Here is a 19133-nt window from a genome sequence, read left to right as displayed (position 1 = left end):
TCAGACCCCCTCTACGTCCGCGAACGACGCCTGGTAGGCGGCGAACTGGGCTCGCTCCTCGTCGACGAGCGCATGCCCGTCCGCGTACACGTTCTCGAAGATGGCGAAGTGGTCCGGGTCCGGCATGGCACGGACCGCTTCGCGCACTCGCCTGCCCAACGCCTCGCTCTCCGCCTCGAGTTCCGCGAAGAATCCCTCGTCCGCGTGGTTTGCGGACTCCAGGTGGCGGCGAAGGCGCAGGATCGGGTCCTTCGCCTCCCAGGCCAGCCGCTCCTCGTCACCCCGGTACCGGGTGGGGTCGTCGGAGGTGGTGTGGGCGCCCATGCGGTACGTGTACGCCTCGACCAGCGTCGGGCCCTCGCCGCTGCGGGCCCGCTCCAGCGCCCACTTGGTGACGGCGAGACAGGCCAGCACGTCGTTGCCGTCGACGCGGACGCCGGGGAAGCCGTAACCCTGCGCGCGCTGGTAGAGCGGGACGCGGCTCTGCTTCTCGGTCGGCTCGGAGATCGCCCACTGGTTGTTCTGGCAGAAGAACACCACGGGGGCGTTGTAGACCGCGGAGAACGTGAACGACTCCGCGACGTCGCCCTGGCTGGAGGCTCCGTCACCGAAGTAGGCGATGACCGCGGAGTCGGCGCCGTCCTTGGCGACGCCCATGGCGTAGCCCGTGGCGTGCAGCGTCTGGGAGCCGATGACGATCGTGTAGAGGTGGAAGTTGTTGCCGTTCGGGTCCCAGCCGCCGTTGTTGACGCCGCGGAACATGCCGAGCAGGTTGGTCGGGTTGACACCGCGGCACCAGGCGACGCCGTGCTCGCGGTAGGTCGGGAAGACGTAGTCGTCGTCGCGCAGGGCCCGGCCGGAGCCGATCTGGGCGGCCTCCTGGCCGAGCAGTGAGGCCCACAGGCCCAGCTCGCCCTGGCGCTGCAGGGAGGTGGCCTCGGCGTCGAAGCGGCGGGTGAGCACCATGTCGCGGTACAGGCCGCGCAGCTCTTCGGGGGTGATGTCGGCGACGTACTCGTCGTACGCGGCGGTGTCGGCGTTCCGGACGCGCTCGCCCTCGGGCGTCAGCAGCTGCACCAGCTCGGGGCCGGCGGTCTGGGCGGCGCCCGTGGCCTTCTTGGCGCCGGCGGCCCGCTTGGCGGGCGTGGCCTTCTTGGCGGTGGTCTTCTTGGCGGTCGTGCGGGTGGTGCGCTGGGTGCCGGTGGCGTCGGTTGCTTCGGCGCCGGTGGACCCGGCCTTGCTTCCGGCGCTGCGTCGCGGCTTGCGCGGGGCAGTGCTCTCCACGGTCACGTGTGCTCCTCCGTCGGTCCGGCCCCCGGGGTTGCCGGTAGGCCAGTGCGGCTCACCTGATCCGACCCTCGGGCACGGGGTGGGTGCCACTCGGCCGGGAACAGGCGTGACAGGTGCCCCGGCGAGCGCCCTGCAAGAGGCACGTTACCCAGTGCTCCACATTTCTGTGTAACCCCTCCTGACCTGCGTTTTTGCTTGGAAATCCAAGTAAATCGCAAAGTCGGGAAGGGGCCCAGGTCACAGCCTTGCAGGGGGCCGGAACACGGGCACGTTATCCCGCGCACCCGCGACACGGGAAGAGTTGGTGTGTGACACAGTCTTCTTGCACGAAGAAGGGGAAATCAGGTTATTTTCCTTGACGATCACGAGAGTGCGCGAGCGGGATCACCCACTTGTGACCGAAAGCGACCATCGACGACTTCCTGTGACAACGCCCAGCTCACAGGCTCGCCGGGTGCCCTAGCATCTGGCGCGTGCCGCGCCCATGTGTACCACCCCCTGCGCTCCACGCGCCCCCGTTGAGCGCTCTTCTACGCCAATACTCCGCCGGTTCCGCCCTCACCTGCGATCCGGTCGACCAGGGGCTGCTCAACCGCGGCTACCGGCTGTGCACGACGCGCGGCCGCTACTTCCTCAAGCACCACTTCGACCCTGACACCGCCGACCCCGCCGCGATCGAACGCCGGCACCGGGCGACCCAGCGCCTGGCCGACCTCGGCGTCCCGGTGGCCCCGCCGCTGGCCGGCCGGGACGGGCGCACGGTCGCGGTCGTCGGCGGCCATGCGTACGCCCTGCACCCGTGGATCGACGGCCGGCACCGGCACGGCGGCCAGCTCAGCACCGGTCAGTGCACCCGGCTCGGCGCGCTGCTGGGGGCGGTCCACGCGAGCCTGGAGCGCGTGATGCCGCCCAAGGGGCGCACGCCCCCGGCCACGAGCCCCCACCCTGTGGAGAGCGCCGACCCCGCCGACACGTTCGACCTCATCGACGACCTCCTCGCGCGCGTACGCCGGCACCGCCCCGCCGACTCCTTCGACGAACTCGCCCGGCACCGGCTCCTGGAACGGCGCACGCTGCTGGAGCGGCACGCGGACCGGCGTCCCCCGCGCGGTGGCTCGGTGGGCTGGGTGCACGGCGACTTCCACCCGTTCAACCTGCTCTATCAGGGGGACGCCCCGGCCGCGATCGTCGACTGGGACCGGCTCGGCGTCCAGCCCCGCGCGGAGGAGGCCGTACGGGCCGCCGCGATCTTCTTCGTACGCCCGGCGGGCACCCTCGACCTGCCCAAGGTGCGGGCGTACGCGCGCGCGTACCGGCGTGCCGCCGGAGCGGCGCCCTCGGAGCTCGCGGCGGCCGTGCACCGCGTGTGGTGGGAGCGCCTGAACGACTTCTGGATGCTGCGCTGGCACTACGAACGCGGCGACACCCGCGCGGACTCCCAGTTCCCGGCCGCTTCGGCGCTCGCGGTGTGGTGGACGCGGGAGTACGAGGCGGTGTGCGGGGCGTTCGTGGCGTGACGTCCGGGCAGGACGCCGGAAACGGCTGCGCGGGCGCCCGGGCGGGCCGGGAAACGGCACGCGCGCGTGAAGCCGCTCAGGGCCGGCCTCACGCGCGCGTGGAGACGGTCAGCCGAGACCCCCGTCGGCGCCGCTGTTGGCCGCGCCACCGACGTCGGCGCCTCCGGTGTTCGTGCCACCGGTGTCCGTGCCGCCCGTGTCCGTGCCGCCCGTGTTCGTGCCACCGGTGTCCGTGCCGCCCGTGTCCGTGCCACCGGTGTCCGTGCCGCCCGTTTCGGTCGGCGTGGTGTCCGTCGGCGTGGTGTCCGTCGGCGCGGTCTCCGTCGGCTCACCACTCGGGGTCGCGGACGGCGTGTACGAAGGCGTGGGTTCCGGTGTGTAGTCCCAGTCGCCGCCCGTGCCCGTGTCCTCCTCCGTCGAGGTGTCCGTGGGCTGCTCGGACTCCTCCTCGCTCGGCGTCTCGCTGGCCTTGTCGTCCTCGGTGGTCTGCGAGGCGGTCGGCGACTTCGGGGTGTCGGTACCGCCCTTGCCGTCGCCGGTGTTCTGCAACGCCAGCGCAACACCGGCCACCACGGCGATCACGGCGAGGGCGGCGAGGATCCACAGCTTGCCGCGGCCGCTGCCCTTGTTGCCGTGCCCCTCGAAACCGCCGTCGTCGCCACCGCCGTAGGGCGGCAGGATCGGCTGCGGGATCTGCGTGGTGCCCTCGGCCGAGTGCGGCAGCACGGTCGTGCCCGCCATGCCCCTCGCCGGGGTCTGACCGCCCTCGTGCAGGTTCACCGGGCCGGTGTTCCAGGTGCCGGTGTGGCCGCCCTGGTCGTACAGCATCTGCAGGCCGTACTGGACCAGCCCGCGCATCTCCTCGGCGGTCTGGAAGCGGTCGTCGGGGTCCTTGGCGAGCGAGCGCATGACGAGGCCGTCGAGCTCCGGCGGCGAGGCGTCGGAGGCCTCGGACGGCGGCGTCGGGATGTCCTGGACGTGCTGGTAGACCACCGACAGCGGGGTCTCGCCGACGAACGGCGGGCGCAGCGCGAGGAGTTCGTACAGCAGACAGCCGGTCGCATACAGGTCGGAGCGGTGGTCGACGGCCTTGCCGAGGGCCTGCTCCGGGGAGAGGTACTGCGGGGTGCCCATGACCATGCCGGTCTGCGTCATCGTCGTGGACGCGCCGTGCAGGGCGCGGGCGATGCCGAAGTCCATCACCTTCACGGCGCCGTTGTGGGTGATGATGACGTTCGCCGGCTTGATGTCGCGGTGCACGATGCCGTGCTGGTGCGAGTAGGCGAGCGCCTCAAGGACACCGGAGACGATGATCAGGGCCTGCTCCGGGCCGGGCGCCTCGGCGTTGAGCAGCAGATCGCGGATGGTGCGGCCCTCGACCAGCTCCATCACGATGTACGGCACCGACTGGCCGCCCACGAAGTCCTCGCCGGAGTCGTACACGGCGACGATCGCGTGATGGTTGAGGCCCGCCACGGACTGGGCCTCGCGCGTGAAGCGGGCCTTGGACACCGGGTCCTCGGCGAGATCGGAGCGCAGCAGCTTGACCGCCACGGTGCGCCCGAGGCGCACGTCCTCGGCCGCGAACACCTCGGCCATGCCGCCCCGGCCGAGTCTGCGGGTCAGCCGATACCGGCCGTCCCCGACAAGCCCTCCGTTACCCCACATTTCCGGCGCATCTGACATCCCGCCGCCAGTCGCCTCGGGGTCGGACGGGCCCTGAGCGCGCTGCTGCTGTGCCATCAGTCCTCGCCGTCGTTTCTGCCCGCGGTGCGCGCGGTGTTGTTACGGTCTCCGTCGGCCACGCTACAGCCTCCGCGCAAGCCGCCGGTCCCAGATGGATACCGGGACCGGCCCGGGACAGACCGCCCGTCGAACCGGTCATCAAACCCTCGCGCCGTTGCGTCGTGCAAATCCTGTGTACCGGCCGTACGGCCGCTGTAACGCTTCCGCGACGCTTCTTTCGCGTACGGTCACGGAACGGGCACCGAGCTTGACGTGTCAGTGCCCTGGGGCAGACTTGGCCGGGAATAACACATTCGATCAACGACATTCGATCAATGACATTCGATCAACGCGGGAGCACAGCGGCACCGCTGCCGCGGCGCCTATGGGGGACGCAGAAAGATGAGCCAGGACGGCGCACAGGGCCGGTACGCGGGACGGGCGCTCGCCGGCGGCCGCTATCAACTGCGTGATCTGCTCGGCCAGGGCGGCATGGCCTCGGTGCACCTCGCATACGACTCGGTGCTCGACCGTCAGGTCGCAATCAAGACGCTGCACACCGAACTGGGTCGCGAACAGGCCTTCCGCGAGCGCTTCCGCCGCGAGGCGCAGGCGGTGGCAAAGCTCACGCACACAAACATCGTCTCCGTCTTCGACACCGGCGAGGACGAGCTCGACTCCATGACAACGCCGTACATCGTCATGGAGTACATCGAGGGCCGCCCGCTGGGGTCGGTCCTCGACGAGGATGTACGGCAGTACGGCGCGATGCCCGCCGACAAGGCGCTGAAGATCACCGCGGACGTGCTCGCGGCGCTGGAGATCAGCCACGAGATGGGCCTGGTCCACCGGGACATCAAGCCGGGCAACGTGATGATGACCAAGCGCGGCGTCGTCAAGGTCATGGACTTCGGCATCGCCCGTGCCATGCAGTCCGGCGTGACCTCGATGACACAGACCGGCATGGTCGTCGGCACCCCGCAGTACCTCTCGCCGGAACAGGCGCTGGGCCGCGGGGTGGATGCCCGGTCCGACCTGTACTCGGTCGGCATCATGCTGTTCCAACTGGTCACCGGGCGGCTGCCGTTCGACGCGGACTCACCGCTGGCCATCGCGTACGCGCACGTGCAGGAGGAGCCGGTCGCGCCCTCCTCGATCAACCGTTCCCTGCCGCCGGCCGTCGACGCGCTGGTCACCCGCGCGCTGAAGAAGAAGCCGAACGAGCGCTTCCCGACCGCCGCGTCCATGCGCGACGAGTGCCTGCGCGTGGCCGCGTCCTACCAGGCGGCCCCGCCGAGCATCGTGCCGGGCACCCAGACGCAGAGCGGCGCGGGCGTCGGCTCCGCGGTGTTCCCACCGGTCGACCAGTCCACCCCGGCGCCCACGGGGGGCGTCCAGACGCCGTACCAGCCGACGCCGACTCCGAACCCGTACGGCACTCCGACGCCTTCCCCGGCGTACGGCTATCCGCAGCAGGGCGGCTACCAGACGCCGAACCCGTCCGCGTACTCGCCGCAGCCGACCCCGTCCACGCCGCCGCCGTACAACATCACGCCGCAGCCCCAGGCACCTGCGGGCGGGGGCAAGAGCAACAAGCCGGTGATCATCGGCTCGATCGTCGTCGCGGTGATCGCGGTCGGCGGCCTGATCGCGGCGCTGACGCTGAGCGGCGGCGACAGCAACAACGAGGGCGGGGGCGGCGACGCCAGCGCGTCCGCCTCGGCCACCAAGGCGGCGGGCTACCGCGGGCCGGACACGTCGAAGACCATCGACAAGGAGGAGTGCACGGAACCGGAGGAGTCGTACAACGACCCCGACAAGATCCAGGTTCCCGACTTCCAGTTCAAGAACATTGACTCGGTCAAGGCCTGCTTCCAGGCCGCCGGCTGGCAGATGAGCATCAAGGACGTCGACGAGAACACCTACGGCGACGGCACGGTGATGGACCAGTTCCCGTCCGCCGGTAAGGATGTCGACCCGCAGGAGATGCCGGAGATCGAACTCAGCGTTTCGACGGGCAATCCTCCGTCGGCCTGACGGGACGGGCACTCAAGGCGCTTGGAAGGAAAGGCCCGGCACGTGCCGGGCCTTTCTGCTGTGGGGCTGTCTGCCTACCCTGGCGGACCCGGCGGGCCTACAGGTACGGCCCGCCCGAGCGGCCACCCGCGCGCGGGTCGTCGTTGCCCTCGTAGGCGACGCCCGGCGGGAGGGCGCGGCGCATCTGCTCCAGCTGGGCACGCGCGGCCATCTGCTGGGCGAACAGCGTCGTCTGGATCCCGTGGAAGAGGCCTTCCAGCCAGCCGACCAACTGTGCCTGCGCGATCCGCAGTTCTGCGTCGCTGGGGGTCGCCTCGTCCGTGAACGGCAGGGAGAGTCGCTCCAGTTCCTCGACGAGCTCCGGTGCCAGGCCGTCCTCCAGCTCCTTCACCGAGCTGGCGTGGATCTCCTTGAGCCGGACCCGGCTGGCCTCGTCCAGAGGAGCAGCACGCACCTCCTCGAGCAGCTGCTTGATCATGCTGCCGATCCGCATGACCTTGGCCGGCTGCTCGACCTGCTCGGTCACCGGGATCTCGTGGGAGTCCTCGTCCGTGCCGCCACCGAGAGCCATACCGTCCTGGCCCACGACCAGGATCTTCTGGGCGTTCTCCGGCGACCTTTCGTTCCTCGGCATCTCCATGCCGCCATTCTCTCGCACCGGTACACCTCATCACCGCGGTGCCCCCTGTGGTGGGTGATCCACCGATTACGACCACTCGGAGTCATCCGGAATGCCGGTATCGGTAGCAGATGTGAGGCTTGTTCCGTTGATCGTTCCGATTGTGGCGAACCTGGCTCCGGGAGGGGGTCACCGACGTGACTCCATGGCTGCGCATATGGCGTGCGACGGGGGTGTCTGTGGGGGTTGGGATGGGGGTGGTGGGAGTGGCCGTGGTCTCGTGCGGGGCCGTTTCGTCGTACGGCAGCGTTTCGACGTACGGGGCCGTATCGACGTACGGGGCCGTGTCGACGTACGACGCGAAGCCGCCCTCGCCGAGCGTCACCCCCTCCGGCTCCGCGTCCGCCGGTGAGCCGACGCGGGCCGGAAGCCGGGCGGGTGAGGGGCGGGCGCGGCCGGGGCGGCAGGAGCCGGCAGCGACCGGGGCCGCGACGGCACCGCCGACAGGGGACGGCGCCGACGACGACGTGTCCGCATCACCGCCGGCGTCCGACGAGGCCGCGCCCACCGCGCCGCCGGGGCAGGAAGAGCCGGTGCGGCAGGCCGTCGCGGAGTCCGAGGCCACTGGCGAACCGGTGCTGAAGATCCTGCCGCTGGGCAGCGGTCTGGTGCTGATCGGACTCGGGCTCGGGCTCGCCTTCGTCGCCCTTCGGGTGCGCCGGAGCCAGGGCTGACGATCAGGACGTGGTGAGCAGGACCTTTCCGATGTGGCCGCTCTCCTCCACCAGACGGTGGGCCGCGGAGGCCTCACGCATCGGGAGTTCGCGGTCGACGACCGGGCGGACGTGGCCGGCCGCGAGCAGGGGCCAGACGTGCTCGCGTACGGCCGCGACGATCGCCGCCTTCTCGTCGAGCGGGCGGGCGCGCAGCGAGGTCGCGCTGATCGCCGCCCGCTTGTTCAGGAGCGCGCTGATGTTCAGCTCGCCCTTGACGCCGCCCTGCAGGCCGATGATCGAGAGCCGGCCGTTGACGGCGAGGGTGCGGACGTTGCGGTCCAGGTACTTGGCGCCCATGTTGTCGAGGATGACGTCGGCCCCGGCGCCGTCGGTGGCCTTCCTGACCTCCTCGACGAAGTCCTGGTCCCGGTAGTTGATCAGGATGTCGGCGCCCAGCTCGGCACAGCGCTCCAGCTTCTCCTCGGTTCCGGCCGTGACAGCGACCTTGGCGCCGACGGCCTTGGCGAGCTGGATCGCCATGGTGCCGATGCCGCTGGACCCGCCGTGCACGAGGAGGGTCTCGCCGGGGCGGAGGTGGGAGACCATGAAGACGTTCGACCAGACCGTGCAGGTCACCTCGGGCAGCGCTGCGGCCTGCTGCAAGCCCACACCCGAGGGAACGGGCAGCAGCTGGCCGGCCGGGACGGCGACCTTCTCGGCGTAGCCGCCTCCGGAGAGCAGCGCGCAGACCTCGTCGCCGACGGCCCACCCGGCGACGCCCGCTCCGAGCGCGGCAATGCGCCCGGAGCACTCCAGGCCGGGGTAGGGGGACGCACCGGGCGGCGGGTTGTAGAAGCCCTGCCGTTGCAGGATGTCGGCCCGGTTGACGGCGCTGGCCGCCACCTCGACCAGGACCTCGCCCTCGCCGGGCACCGGATCCGGGACCTCGTCCCACACCAGCGCCTCGGGCCCACCAGGTTCGGGAATCGTGATCGCATGCATAAGGGGGACGCTACTGGACCGAACCTTCCCCGTCGCCGGACCGAGCCACCCCCCTCCGGACCGAACCTCCCCCGTCGCCGGACCGAGTCTCCTCAGTCGTCCGGCCGAACCCCCCTCCGTCGCTGGGCCGAACCCGTGAGAAATCCCTGTGCGCGACCGATGAGTTTGCGCAACCGTGGAGGTCTCCCATGCGTAACCGGAGTACGCGGAAGGACACCCCATATGAGCCAGCAGACGCCCGGTCTGGCCATTGAGACAGCGGGCTTGGTGAAGACGTTCGGCGAGACCAGGGCCGTCGACGGCGTCGACCTGGCCGTACCCACCGGCACGGTGTACGGCGTTCTCGGTCCGAACGGCGCCGGGAAGACGACCACCGTCAAGATGCTCGCCACCCTGCTCAGGCCGGACGGTGGAGAGGCGCATGTCTTTGGACGCGATGTCGTCCGGGAGGCGGACGAGGTGCGCAGCCGGGTCAGCCTGACCGGTCAGTACGCGTCCGTCGACGAGGACCTGACCGGCACGGAGAACCTGGTCCTGCTCGGCCGGCTCCTCGGCCACGGCAAGAAGGCCGCACGTGAGCGTGCTGCCCAGCTGCTGGAGGCCTTCGGGCTGACGGACGCCGCCGGCAAGCAGGTCAAGAACTACTCCGGCGGCATGCGGCGCCGTATCGACATCGCCGCGTCCATCCTGAACACGCCCGACCTGCTCTTCCTCGACGAGCCGACCACCGGCCTGGACCCGCGCAGCCGCAACCAGGTGTGGGACATCGTGCGCGCGGTCGTCGCCCAGGGCACGACCGTGCTGCTGACCACGCAGTATCTGGACGAGGCCGACCAACTGGCCTCGCGGATCGCCGTCATCGACCGCGGCAAGGTGATCGCCGAGGGGACGAAGGGCGAGTTGAAGTCGTCCGTCGGAGCCGGGTCCGTACATCTGCGGCTGCGGGATCCGGAGCAGCGGCCGGAGGCCTCGCGGGTGCTGCGGCTGGTGCTGCAGGCGGACGTACAGCTGGAACCGGATCCCGTGGCGCTGACGGCCCGGGTCGGCGCCGGTGCGGCGAACGGTCAGGGCGCGGCAGAGCAGGCCGCCCAGGCGCTCGCCGAGCTGGCCCGCGGCGGCATCGTCGTCGACAACTTCTCGCTGGGCCAGCCCAGCCTGGACGAGGTGTTCCTCGCCCTCACCGGACATGACACCCAGGTGCACGACCAGGCCCACGACGACGTGAAGGACGGGGCAGCCGCATGAGTACCGTGACCCCCACCGAGACCAAGGAACTGGCCCCCGTCAGCACCGAGTCGCTGGCCGAGCTGCTCGTCGCCAAGGAGCGGCCGCCGCGCCCGAGCGCGCTGTCGGCGTCGCTGACCTTCGGCTGGCGGGCGATGCTCAAGATCAAGCACGTGCCGGAGCAGCTGTTCGACGTCACGGCGTTCCCGATCATGATGGTGCTGATGTACACGTACCTGTTCGGCGGGGCGCTGGCCGGTTCACCGAAGGAGTACATCCAGTTCCTGCTGCCGGGCATCCTGGTGATGTCCGTCGTGATGATCACGATGTACACCGGTGTCTCGGTCAACACCGACATCGAGAAGGGCGTGTTCGACCGGTTCCGCAGCCTGCCCATCTGGCGGCCGTCGACGATGGTCGGCTACCTGCTGGGCGATGCGCTGCGCTACACCATCGCGTCCGTGGTGATGCTCACCGTCGGCATGATCCTCGGCTACCGGCCGGACGGCGGGGTCGGCGGAGTGGTCGCCGGGATCGCGCTGCTGATCGTCTTCTCGTTCGCGTTCTCGTGGATCTGGACGATGTTCGGGCTGCTGCTGCGCACCGAGAAGTCGGTCATGGGCGTCAGCATGATGGTGATCTTCCCGCTGACCTTCCTGTCCAACGTCTTCGTCGACCCGAGCACGATGCCGGGCTGGCTGCAGGCGTTCGTCAACAACAGCCCGGTCACGCATCTGTCCTCGGCGGTGCGGGGGCTGATGGGGGGCGACTGGCCGGCCGACGAGATCGCCTGGTCGCTGGGCTGGGCCGGGCTGTTCGTGCTCGTCTTCGGGCCGATCACGATGCGGCTGTACAACCGCAAGTAGGCATCGCTCAGATCCTCGGGCCGCGCCGGTTGTCCGGTGCGGCCCGAGGCACGATGGTGATCACCCGGTCCGTCAGCTCCAGGGCACCCACGGCCGGATCGTCGTAGTGCAGGACCCGATGCCCGCGTACGACGCTGATCACCAGGTCGTCCATGTCGCGCGGGCTCCTGCCCACCTCGGCCTTGGTGACCGGCCGGTCGACGACGTCCAGGCGACTGCCCTGCCGGATGAGATCCTCCATGACCAGGCCGGCGGCGGGGCTGAGCACGGACAGGCCCAGCAGACGGCCGGCTGCTCCGGCACTGGTGATGACCTCGTCGGCGCCGGACTGCTTCAGCAGCGGCGCGTTCTCCTCTTCCCGCACCGCGGCCACGATCTTCGCGCCCGAGTTGAGCTGCCGGGCAGTCAGCGCCACGAGGACGGCCGTGTCGTCGCGCTCGGTTGCGATGACGATCTGCCCCGCCCGCTGCACCTCGGCCCGTTTCAGCACATCGCTGCGGGTCGCGTCCCCGACCACGCCGGCGTAGCCCTCGTCCGTCGCGGCGGCGATCGCCTTGCTGCTGGGGTCGATCACGACAACCTGTTCCTTCTTCAGCCCCTTGGCGCAGACGGCCTGGATCGCTGCCCGCCCCTTCGTGCCAAAACCGACGACGACGGTGTGGTCGCGCAAGGGAGACCTCCAGCGGTGTCAGAGAAGTCGGGTGCCCGTCCGGCACCGGGCTCGACGCTACCGCGCCCCGGAGACTGCCCGGCCGGGCGGCGTGTCGGGCCGGGGGGCTCGGTGACTGCTGCGGATGCTGTGCGGAACCATGGGGGCCACTGTCAGGATCACGGCCGCAGGGGGCAGACGATGAGGGACGACGAGCAGCCATCTTCCCGGAGGGTGACCCGCTCCATCCTGCGGTCCCTCTGGAGCCGCTCACGCAAGGAGGCACGCGACGACGCGGAGGCGGGCCGTTCGATCACGATGCCCGTGCAGGGTGTCGTACCGCCGCTCCAGCAGGTCCTCAAGCGCCTGTTCATGGCAATACTGGTGCTGGTCATCACCATCTTGATCGTCTACGTCGACCGCGAGGGCTACACCGACAACTCCGACGGCTCCCTCGACCTGCTGGACGCCGCGTACTACGCCACCGTCACGCTCTCCACCACCGGATACGGCGACATCACCCCGGTCGGCGACGGCGCCCGGCTCACCAACATCTTCGTCATCACGCCGCTGCGCGTGCTGTTCCTGATCATCCTGGTCGGCACGACCCTGGAGGTGCTCACCGAGCGCACCCGCCAGCAGGTACGCATCCACCGGTGGCGGGCCCGTACCCGGGATCACGTCGTGGTCATCGGCTACGGCACCAAGGGCCGGCACGCCGTGCAGACGCTGATCGGACAGGGCGTCGGCAAGGAGCGGATCGTCGTCGTGGACACGCAGGGCAAGGCGGCCGAGGCCGCCGGCGACGACGGCCTGGTGGCGGTCACCGGCGACGCCACACGCTCCGAGACCCTGCTGAAGGCGGAGCTCCACCGCGCCGCCCGCGTGATCATCGCCCCGCAGCGCGACGAGACGGCCACTCTGGTCACGCTCACCGCACGCCAGCTGAACCGCCACGCCACGATCGTCGCCGCCGTCCGGGAGGACGAGAACGTACCGCTGCTCAAGCAGAGCGGCGCGGACACCGTCGTCACCAGTTCCAGCTCGGCCGGGCGGCTGCTGGGGACGTTCATGGCCAGCCCGCCCGTGGCCCGGACCCTGGAGGATCTGATGACCCTCGGCAGCGGGATGGACCTCATCGAGCGGGCGGTCACCCAGGACGAGGTGGGCCGGACGCCCCGCGAGTGTGCGGACCTGGTCGTGGCGGTCGTGCGCGACAAGAAGGTGCTGGACTACGACGAGGGCCGGCGCGCCCAGCTCCGGCCGGGAGACCGGGTCATCACCATCAGCCGACCCGTGTCCGCGGCGGCCGAGTAGGGCCCGGCGCGACGTTTCACGTGAAACACACCCCGATCCCGGCCGCCGCCCACGGCAGATCCAGGAGCTCCACCTCCTGACCGGGCCGAGCACCGCCCGGCGGTACAACCGCGAGAGCATCGGCGGCCGCGACCCCCCGCAGCATGGCCGGACCGTTGTAGTGCAGCGGCACCGCACGGTCGCCGCGCAGAACGACGGGGATCAGCCGGGTGTCGTACGGATGCCCGTGCACCGCGTCCGTCACCGGCAGCGCGTACGGCTCCTGCGCCGGGCGGGCGGCCAGTGTCCGCAGGACGGGCTCGGCGAGCGTGAGCAGGCCGGAGACGGCGGCGAGGGGGTTGCCGGGCAGGCCGACGAGGTGCTGGTTCTCCTTGGTGCGGGCCAGCAGCATGGGGTGGCCGGGGCGCACCTCGACCCCGTTCACCAGGAGCTCTGCGCCCATGCGGCGCAGGGTGGGGTGGACATGGTCGACGGGGCCCGCGGCGGTGCCGCCCGTGGTGACGACGAGGTCGGCGTCACTTCCGGTGATCGCCCGGTGCAGGGCTTCGGCGTCGTCGCCGAGTCGGCGCACCGCGGTGACCTCGGCGCCGAGCGCGCGCAGCCAGGGCGGCAGCATGGGGCCGAGCGCGTCCCGGATGAGTCCGTCGTGCGGCCGGCCCTCGGTGAGCAGTTCGTCGCCGAGTACGAGAACGTCGGCGCGGGGGCGGGGAACGGCGGTGAGGGTGTCGTATCCGGCGGCTGCGGCGAGGCCGAGCACGGCGGGGGTCACGAGGGTTCCGGGGGCCAGGAGGTGGTCGCCGCTACGGCACTCCTGTCCGCGGGGGCGGATGTCCTGCCCGTGCGGCAGCTCGCGACTGGCGTGCAGTCGGCCCTTGTCGTCCGTGCGGCCGTGCTCGCTGCGCAGCACCGCGGTCGTGTCCAGGGGGATACGGGCGCCGGTGGCGATCCGGACGGCCTCACCGTCCGCGAGCGGCTCATGCTCCGCTTGCCCGGCCAGCACGCCCTCGCCCCGTACCGCCCAAGGGCCGGGTCCGGCGACCGCCCACCCGTCCATCGCGGAGGTGTCGAAGGAGGGGAGGTCGGTGAGCGCGGTGAGGGGAGCGGCCAGCACGAGCCCCAGGGCTGCGTCGAGGGGCACGGAGACGAGAGCGCGGCGGACGCCGGCGCGAGCGGCGCGGGCTGCGGTCTCGCGGGCCTCGGGCCATGGGGTGGCCTTGTGGCGCCCGTCCGCTGCGCGCGGGGCGGCCTGGTGCCGGAGCGGGGCAGGGCTGTCGTGCGCGCCGGTGCCGTCCTGCGGGGAGGGCATGGCCGCGGTGTCCCTGTCCTCCTTCACGAGAGCCAGTACCTCCTCGACGCCGAGATCCTCGTCGTCCTCGCTGTGGCGGATACCGCGGGCGGTCATCCGGCGTCCGGGCGGGGGTCGGTCGCGGGGACGGACTTCGCGTCGTCGGCAGCGTCCTCCTCCGCCCAGCGCTGCGCCAGGGCCGCCGCCTTGCGGGAGGCCTCGGCCACGGCTTCGGGGCTGCCGCCGGCGCGGGCCGCGGCGTAGCCGACGAGGAAGGTGGTCAGCGGTGCCGCGGGCCGCGCCACGCCGTGGGCGGCGTCGCGGGCGAGGTCGAGCAGCACACCGGTGTCGACCTCGAGGTCGATGCCCAGTTCGTCCTTGACTGCGGAAATCCATTCATCCAACACGTGACCATGCTCCCTGATGCGTGCCCTGGCGGTGGCGATGTCGTCCCAGGTGTCGCAGTCGAAGGACGCGACGGGGTCGGAGATACGCGTGAGGTTCAGTGCGGCGGTGAGGAGCCGCAGAGGCAGCCCGGTGAGGCCACCGTGTTCGGTCCCGAGGGACGCGAGCGTCCGGTGCAGGTGCCGGGCGCGGTAGGCGGCCACGAGCGGCTGGTCCCGGCCGGTGGGGTCGGTGAGGACGACACCGTCGGCCCCGCCCTCGTCTTCCTCGCCCGCCGTGTCCAGGGTGGACAGCAGGCGGTCCACGGTCCGTCCGTCGAGGAAGGGCAGGTCCGCGGAGAGCACGACCACCCGGTCGGCGGCGGTGTGCTGCAGGCCCGCTGCGAGGGCGGCGAGCGGACCGCCCCCGGGCGGGTCCTCGCGCGCCCAGGTCACGGGCCGAGCCGTCGGACGGGGATCGGCGACGACGACCGTGGTCCGTGCGTCGGCGCAGGCGGCGAGTACCCGGTCGAGCAGCGCCCGCCCGCCCACGCGTACGCCGGGCTTGTCCGCACCGCCGAGCCGCCGCGCGGCACCGCCGGCCAGCACAACGGCGTCATAGCCGTCGGCATCACCGGCTGCGGGGCTCGTGGGCGGCTGGTTCTCTGTCACCCCCTGAGTATGCGTGCCTCCGCCACCTCAGGGAACGCGAGCGAACCGGCCGATCACAGGGTCCGCAGCAGCACCGCCGGCTGTTCCACACAGTCCGCGACATACCGCAGGAAGCCGCCCGCCGTGCCGCCGTCGCACACCCGGTGGTCGAAGGTGAGCGACAGCTGGACGACCTGCCGCACCGCCAGCTCGCCCTCGTGCACCCAGGGCTTGGGGACGATACGGCCGACGCCGAGCATGGCCGCCTCGGGGGGGTTGATGATCGGGGTGGAGCCGTCGACGCCGAACACGCCGTAGTTGTTCAGCGTGAAGGTGCCGCCGGTGAGTTCCGCGGGCGTGAGCGTCCCGGCCCGGGCCGCCTCGGTCAGCCGGGCGAACTCCGCGGTCAGCCCCTCGGCGTTCCGCGCGTGGGCGTTCCGTACGACGGGCACGACGAGCCCCCGCTCGGTCTGTGCGGCAAAGCCGAGGTGCACATGGTCGAGCTGGACGACCTCCCGGGCGTCCATGTCGACCGTGGAGTTGAGCTCGGGGAACCGGGCGAGCGCCGCCGTGCAGATCCGGGCCAGCAGGGCGAGCAGGGAGATCTTCGGTCCCCCGGACGCGTTCATGGCGGTGCGGGCCTGCATCAGCTCCGTGGCGTCGGCGTCCACCCAGCAGGTCGCGTCCGGTATCTCGCGCCGACTGCGGGAGAGCTTGTCGGCAACCGCGCCCCGGACGCCCTTGAGCGGCACGCGGGTGCCGCCGGGGGCGGGGGCGGGAGTAGGGGCGTGAGGCTCGGTGGCTGCGGCCGGAACGGCCGACACGCGCGTGTGCGGCTCGGTCGGCTGGGCTGTGCGTCCCTGTGCGGCGGCGGCCCGCAGCGCGTACTCCACGTCCGCCCGCAGGATCAGCCCGTCGGGGCCGGAGCCCGTCAGCTCCCGCAGGTCCAGCCCGTTCTCGCGGGCGAGGCGCCGGACGAGGGGTGAGATCACCGGTACAGGACCGTCACCGCGGGTGCCGTCGTGGTGGGCTGCATCGTCGTTGGTGTGGCCTTCCGCGGACCTGACCGGCGACTTCGGAGCCGATGGAGCCGTTGGCGCCGCGGGAGCCTCCCGTGAGGTCCCCGCCCGCGCGGGAGCCGCCGGAGGCGCGGGACGCACCCTCCGGCGCCGCGCCGGAGGCGCACCCGTGCCATAGCCCACGAGGACGTTGCCGGAGCCCGCGTCCGAGCCCTCGGCACCTCGCTCGCCCAAGCCCCCGGCCGCCCGCTCGCCCAAGCCCTCGCCCGAGCCGTCGATCGCGCCGCCGGCGGCCGATGCGCCCACCGCGACCGTCAGCAGCGGGGCCCCGACGGGCAGTTCCGTGCCCTCCTCGCCGAAGCGGGCCGTGACCACGCCGCCGTAGGGGCAGGGCACCTCGACCATCGCCTTGGCCGTCTCGACCTCGACGACCGGCTGGTCGACGGCGACGACGTCGCCGACCTGCACCAGCCAGCGCACGATCTCCGCCTCGGTGAGCCCCTCGCCGAGGTCGGGGAGCTTGAACTCCAGCACCTGTGCCATCAGCTCTCGGCCTCCCATTGCAGACGCGCCACGGCGTCCAGGATCCGGTCGATGCCGGGCAGGTGGTGTTTCTCCAGCATCGGCGGCGGATAGGGGATGTCGAACCCGGCCACGCGCAGCACTGGTGCCTCCAGGTGGTGGAAGCAGCGCTCCGTGACTCGGGCCGCGATCTCCCCGCCCGGCCCGCCGAACCCGCCCGACTCGTGTACGACGACCGCTCGCCCGGTCCGCCGTACCGAGGCGCAGACCGTCTCGTCGTCGAACGGCACAAGGGAGCGCAGGTCGACGACTTCGAGGTCCCACCCCTCGGCCCGTGCCGCCTCGGCGGCTTCGAGGCAGACGGGTACGGACGGCCCGTACGTGATGAGCGTGGCGCTCCGGCCGGAGCGCCGCACCACCGCGCGGCCAATGGGTTCAACGGTCTGCGGGTCGTCCGGGTTCCAGGCGTCCTTCGACCAGTACAGCCGCTTGGGTTCCAGGAAGACGACCGGGTCGTCGGAGGCGATGGCGGCCCGCAGCAGCCCGTAGGCGTCGGCGACGGTCGCGGGCGTGACGACATGGAGCCCCGGAGTCGCCATGTAGTACGCCTCGGAGGAGTCGCTGTGGTGTTCGACGCCGCCGATTCCGCCGCCGTACGGCACGCGGATGGTGATCGGCAGCGGCATCGTCCCGCGGGTGCGATTGCGCATACGGGACACGTGGCTGATGAGCTGCTCGAACGCGGGGTACGCGAAGGCGTCGAACTGCATCTCGACGACCGGGCGCAGTCCGTACATGGCCATGCCGACGGCCGTCCCGAGGATGCCCGCCTCGGCGAGCGGCGTGTCCGTGCAACGGTCGTCGCCGAACTCCTTGGCCAGCCCGTCGGTGACGCGGAAGACGCCGCCGAGCGTGCCGACGTCCTCGCCCATGACGTGCACGGCCGGGTCGGCGGCCATCGCGTCGCGGAGCGCGCGCGTGAGGGCCTGCGCCATGGTGGCGGGCTTCACGGCGACCGTGGTCATCGGTGCGTCCCTTCCTGCTCGGCCTGGAGCTCCGCGTTCAACTGGTCCCGCTGCTCGCGCAGTTGCGGCGTGGGTTCGGCATAGACATGGGCGAACAGGTCCCTGGGGTCGAGGACCGGGTCCTGGTTCATGCGCGCGCGCAGGTCGGCGGCGAGGGCCTCGGCGTCCTCGCGCGCGTGCCGGATGCCGGACTCGTCGATGAGGCCGCGCTCGGTCAACTCCCGTTCCAGGAGCGCGATCGGATCATGGTCCCGCCAGGCCTCGACCTCGGAGTCGGGTCGGTAGCGCTTGTCGTCGTCCGCGTTCGTGTGGGCCTCCATGCGGTACGTCACCGCCTCCACGAGCGTCGGACCTCCTCCCGCGCGCGCGTGCCGTACGGCGTCGGCGAGAACCTCGTGCACGGCCGCGGCGTCATTGCCGTCGACCAGGCGGCCCGGCATGCCGTACCCGACGGCCTTGTGGGCCAGGGAGGGGGCGGCGGTCTGCTTGGCGAGCGGGACGGAGATCGCGAAGCCGTTGTTCTGGACCAGGAAGACGACCGGGGCCTGCCACACGGCGGCGAAGTTCAGCGCCTCGTGAAAGTCGCCCTCGCTGGTGCCGCCGTCACCGACCAGGGCGAGCGCGACCACGTCGTCGCCCTTGAGGCGGGCGGCGTGCGCGAGGCCGACGGCGTGCGGGAGCTGGGTGGCGAGCGGGGTGCACAGGGGGGCGACGCGGTGGGCGTACGGGTCGTAGCCGGTGTGCCAGTCGCCGCGCAGCAGGGTGAGGGCCTGGACGGGGTCCACGCCGCGTACGACGGCGGCGAGGGTGTCGCGGTAGCTGGGGAAGAGCCAGTCGCGGTCCTGCAGAACCAGTGCGGCGGCGACCTCGCAGGCCTCCTGGCCGGTGCTGGAGGGGTAGACGGCGAGGCGGCCCTGCTTGGTCAGGGCGGTGGCCTGCGCGTTGTACCGGCGGCCGCGCACCAGCTGCGTGTACAGCCGGCGCAACAGCTCGGGGTCGGCCTTGGCGGCCGCCTCGGTGCCGAGGACGCGGTACGGAGCCGCGTCGGGCAGCAGCGGCGCGGGGTCGGTACGGGGCTGCCAGGCGGGCGGCGGCGACGGCCGATACGCGCCACGCTGCTCCATGACCGTCATGACGGCACCTCCTCGTGGGAGCGGCTACGAGAGGCGCGTCGGTTGTGATGCGCCTCACCTACCGATTGTTCGGTCGACGGCACATTTTGGCTACAGGCCCCCGCGGGCTGTGGACAAACGGTTCTCCACAACCTGAGATGGACGCATTACGTC

Annotated in this window: 15 protein-coding genes and 1 pseudogene; 6 read left to right on the top strand and 10 right to left on the bottom strand. The window is 71.5% G+C overall.

All coding sequences use genetic code 11. The features are described 5' to 3' along the window. Positions 1-1290: a pyruvate dehydrogenase (acetyl-transferring) E1 component subunit alpha gene (gene pdhA / locus ACFVJQ_RS25150; RefSeq protein ID WP_385511599.1), complete on the bottom strand. Its 1290-nt coding sequence runs from the start codon at positions 1288-1290 to the stop codon at positions 1-3. Between the two features lie 518 nt (positions 1291-1808). Here pdhA (ACFVJQ_RS25150) and ACFVJQ_RS25145 point away from each other — a divergent pair. Further along, positions 1809-2807 carry a phosphotransferase gene (locus ACFVJQ_RS25145; RefSeq protein WP_385511598.1) on the top strand — a complete coding sequence of 333 codons (999 nt, stop codon included), beginning with the start codon at positions 1809-1811 and terminating at the stop codon, positions 2805-2807. Positions 2808-2915: 108 nt separating this feature from the next. Here ACFVJQ_RS25145 and ACFVJQ_RS25140 read toward each other — a convergent pair whose 3' ends face one another. Further along, the gene (locus tag ACFVJQ_RS25140; RefSeq protein WP_385787078.1) at positions 2916-4550 is read right to left on the bottom strand and encodes a protein kinase; all 1635 of its coding nucleotides are present in this window, start codon (positions 4548-4550) and stop codon (positions 2916-2918) included. Positions 4551-4934: 384 nt separating this feature from the next. Between ACFVJQ_RS25140 and ACFVJQ_RS25135 the strand changes: the two genes are divergently transcribed. After that, positions 4935-6569, top strand: coding sequence for a protein kinase (locus ACFVJQ_RS25135; protein ID WP_385787075.1), 1635 nt, complete (start codon positions 4935-4937; stop codon positions 6567-6569). Between the two features lie 97 nt (positions 6570-6666). On the opposite strand, the gene ACFVJQ_RS25130 is transcribed toward ACFVJQ_RS25135, so the two are convergent. Then, a complete protein-coding gene (locus ACFVJQ_RS25130; RefSeq protein WP_385511592.1) occupies positions 6667-7209 on the bottom strand; it encodes a bacterial proteasome activator family protein in 543 nt (180 codons plus the stop codon). 230 nt (positions 7210-7439) lie between these two features. On the opposite strand from ACFVJQ_RS25130, the gene ACFVJQ_RS25125 reads away from it, so the two are divergent. Further along, positions 7440-7922, top strand: coding sequence for a hypothetical protein (locus ACFVJQ_RS25125; protein WP_385787072.1), 483 nt, complete (start codon positions 7440-7442; stop codon positions 7920-7922). A gap of 3 nt (positions 7923-7925) precedes the next feature. On the opposite strand, the gene ACFVJQ_RS25120 is transcribed toward ACFVJQ_RS25125, so the two are convergent. Next, positions 7926-8906 carry an NAD(P)H-quinone oxidoreductase gene (locus tag ACFVJQ_RS25120; protein ID WP_385787069.1) on the bottom strand — a complete coding sequence of 327 codons (981 nt, stop codon included), beginning with the start codon at positions 8904-8906 and terminating at the stop codon, positions 7926-7928. A gap of 222 nt (positions 8907-9128) precedes the next feature. On the opposite strand from ACFVJQ_RS25120, the gene ACFVJQ_RS25115 reads away from it, so the two are divergent. Further along, positions 9129-10151, top strand: a complete 1023-nt coding sequence (locus tag ACFVJQ_RS25115; protein ID WP_385511588.1) for an ATP-binding cassette domain-containing protein — start codon at positions 9129-9131, stop codon at positions 10149-10151. Beyond that, a complete protein-coding gene (locus tag ACFVJQ_RS25110; protein ID WP_385787066.1) occupies positions 10148-10996 on the top strand; it encodes an ABC transporter permease in 849 nt (282 codons plus the stop codon). Before ACFVJQ_RS25115 ends, ACFVJQ_RS25110 begins: the two co-directional genes overlap by 4 nt. A gap of 7 nt (positions 10997-11003) precedes the next feature. On the opposite strand, the pseudogene ACFVJQ_RS25105 reads toward ACFVJQ_RS25110, so the two are convergent. Further along, positions 11004-11684 (bottom strand): annotated as a pseudogene (locus ACFVJQ_RS25105) (potassium channel family protein); the annotation flags it as partial. A 162-nt stretch (positions 11685-11846) separates the two neighbouring features. On the opposite strand from ACFVJQ_RS25105, the gene ACFVJQ_RS25100 reads away from it, so the two are divergent. Beyond that, entirely contained in the window at positions 11847-12962 is a 1116-nt protein-coding gene (locus tag ACFVJQ_RS25100; protein ID WP_385511584.1) for a potassium channel family protein, read from the top strand. A gap of 16 nt (positions 12963-12978) precedes the next feature. Here ACFVJQ_RS25100 and ACFVJQ_RS25095 read toward each other — a convergent pair whose 3' ends face one another. Genes ACFVJQ_RS25095 through pdhA (ACFVJQ_RS25075) form a run of 5 tightly spaced genes read right to left on the bottom strand, consistent with a single transcriptional unit; the run spans position 12979 to position 18980 of the window. After that, positions 12979-14364 carry a molybdopterin molybdotransferase MoeA gene (locus ACFVJQ_RS25095; RefSeq protein WP_385787063.1) on the bottom strand — a complete coding sequence of 462 codons (1386 nt, stop codon included), beginning with the start codon at positions 14362-14364 and terminating at the stop codon, positions 12979-12981. Then, complete coding sequence (locus ACFVJQ_RS25090; RefSeq protein ID WP_385511581.1) at positions 14361-15302, bottom strand: NTP transferase domain-containing protein; 942 nt, start codon at positions 15300-15302, stop codon at positions 14361-14363. Before ACFVJQ_RS25090 ends, ACFVJQ_RS25095 begins: the two co-directional genes overlap by 4 nt. Before the next feature lie 53 nt (positions 15303-15355). Then, positions 15356-16843 (bottom strand): dihydrolipoamide acetyltransferase family protein, encoded by a 1488-nt coding sequence (locus tag ACFVJQ_RS25085; protein WP_385787059.1) that lies wholly within the window; start codon positions 16841-16843, stop codon positions 15356-15358. Next, positions 16843-17847 carry an alpha-ketoacid dehydrogenase subunit beta gene (locus ACFVJQ_RS25080; RefSeq protein WP_224734679.1) on the bottom strand — a complete coding sequence of 335 codons (1005 nt, stop codon included), beginning with the start codon at positions 17845-17847 and terminating at the stop codon, positions 16843-16845. Before ACFVJQ_RS25080 ends, ACFVJQ_RS25085 begins: the two co-directional genes overlap by 1 nt. After that, the gene (gene pdhA, locus ACFVJQ_RS25075; protein WP_385787056.1) at positions 17844-18980 is read right to left on the bottom strand and encodes a pyruvate dehydrogenase (acetyl-transferring) E1 component subunit alpha; all 1137 of its coding nucleotides are present in this window, start codon (positions 18978-18980) and stop codon (positions 17844-17846) included. Before pdhA (ACFVJQ_RS25075) ends, ACFVJQ_RS25080 begins: the two co-directional genes overlap by 4 nt. Positions 18981-19133 lie beyond the last annotated feature (153 nt).

Source organism: Streptomyces sp. NPDC127197 (genome assembly GCF_042672405.1).
Classification (GTDB): domain Bacteria; phylum Actinomycetota; class Actinomycetes; order Streptomycetales; family Streptomycetaceae; genus Streptomyces; species Streptomyces flavusporus.
The sequence above is the reverse complement of the archived record's forward strand: the minus strand, read 5'-3'. Positions and strand labels throughout refer to the sequence as shown.